General features: G+C 68.1%; 1 protein-coding gene. It reads right to left on the reverse strand.

Annotated features, from left to right (window positions below; genetic code table 11):
- On the reverse strand, window positions 1–335 hold a 335-nt coding region (locus P1J78_RS25280; RefSeq protein WP_374213434.1), incomplete at both ends, for a transposase.

Consider the following 335-nt stretch of genomic DNA (forward strand, 5'->3'; position numbering starts at 1 on the left):
GGCGCCAACTGGGTCTCGACATAGGTCTCGAAGATCGCCCGGTTCATCGCCCCATCGATGACCCAGGGGGCGATCAACTCGTCGCAGCGAAGCCCCGCGACGAAGGTCTGGCTGCCCCAATGGCCGAAGGGCGCGCCGGCCAGGAGCCTTTCGCCGGAGGGCGCGCGGCCTCGGAGGCGGGTCATCTTGGTCGTGGTGGAGGTCTCGTCAAGAAACACCAGTCGGTGCGGCCGATCGCGCATCCGCGGCTGGCGCAGATGGGTCCAGACGCGGCGCTCGCGGCGCACCCGCGCGCGTCCGCGCTCCGTCGCGATCAGGGATTTTTTTATATGAGA

It is taken from the genome of Psychromarinibacter sediminicola (assembly GCF_029168335.1).
GTDB classification, from domain to species: domain Bacteria; phylum Pseudomonadota; class Alphaproteobacteria; order Rhodobacterales; family Rhodobacteraceae; genus Psychromarinibacter; species Psychromarinibacter sediminicola.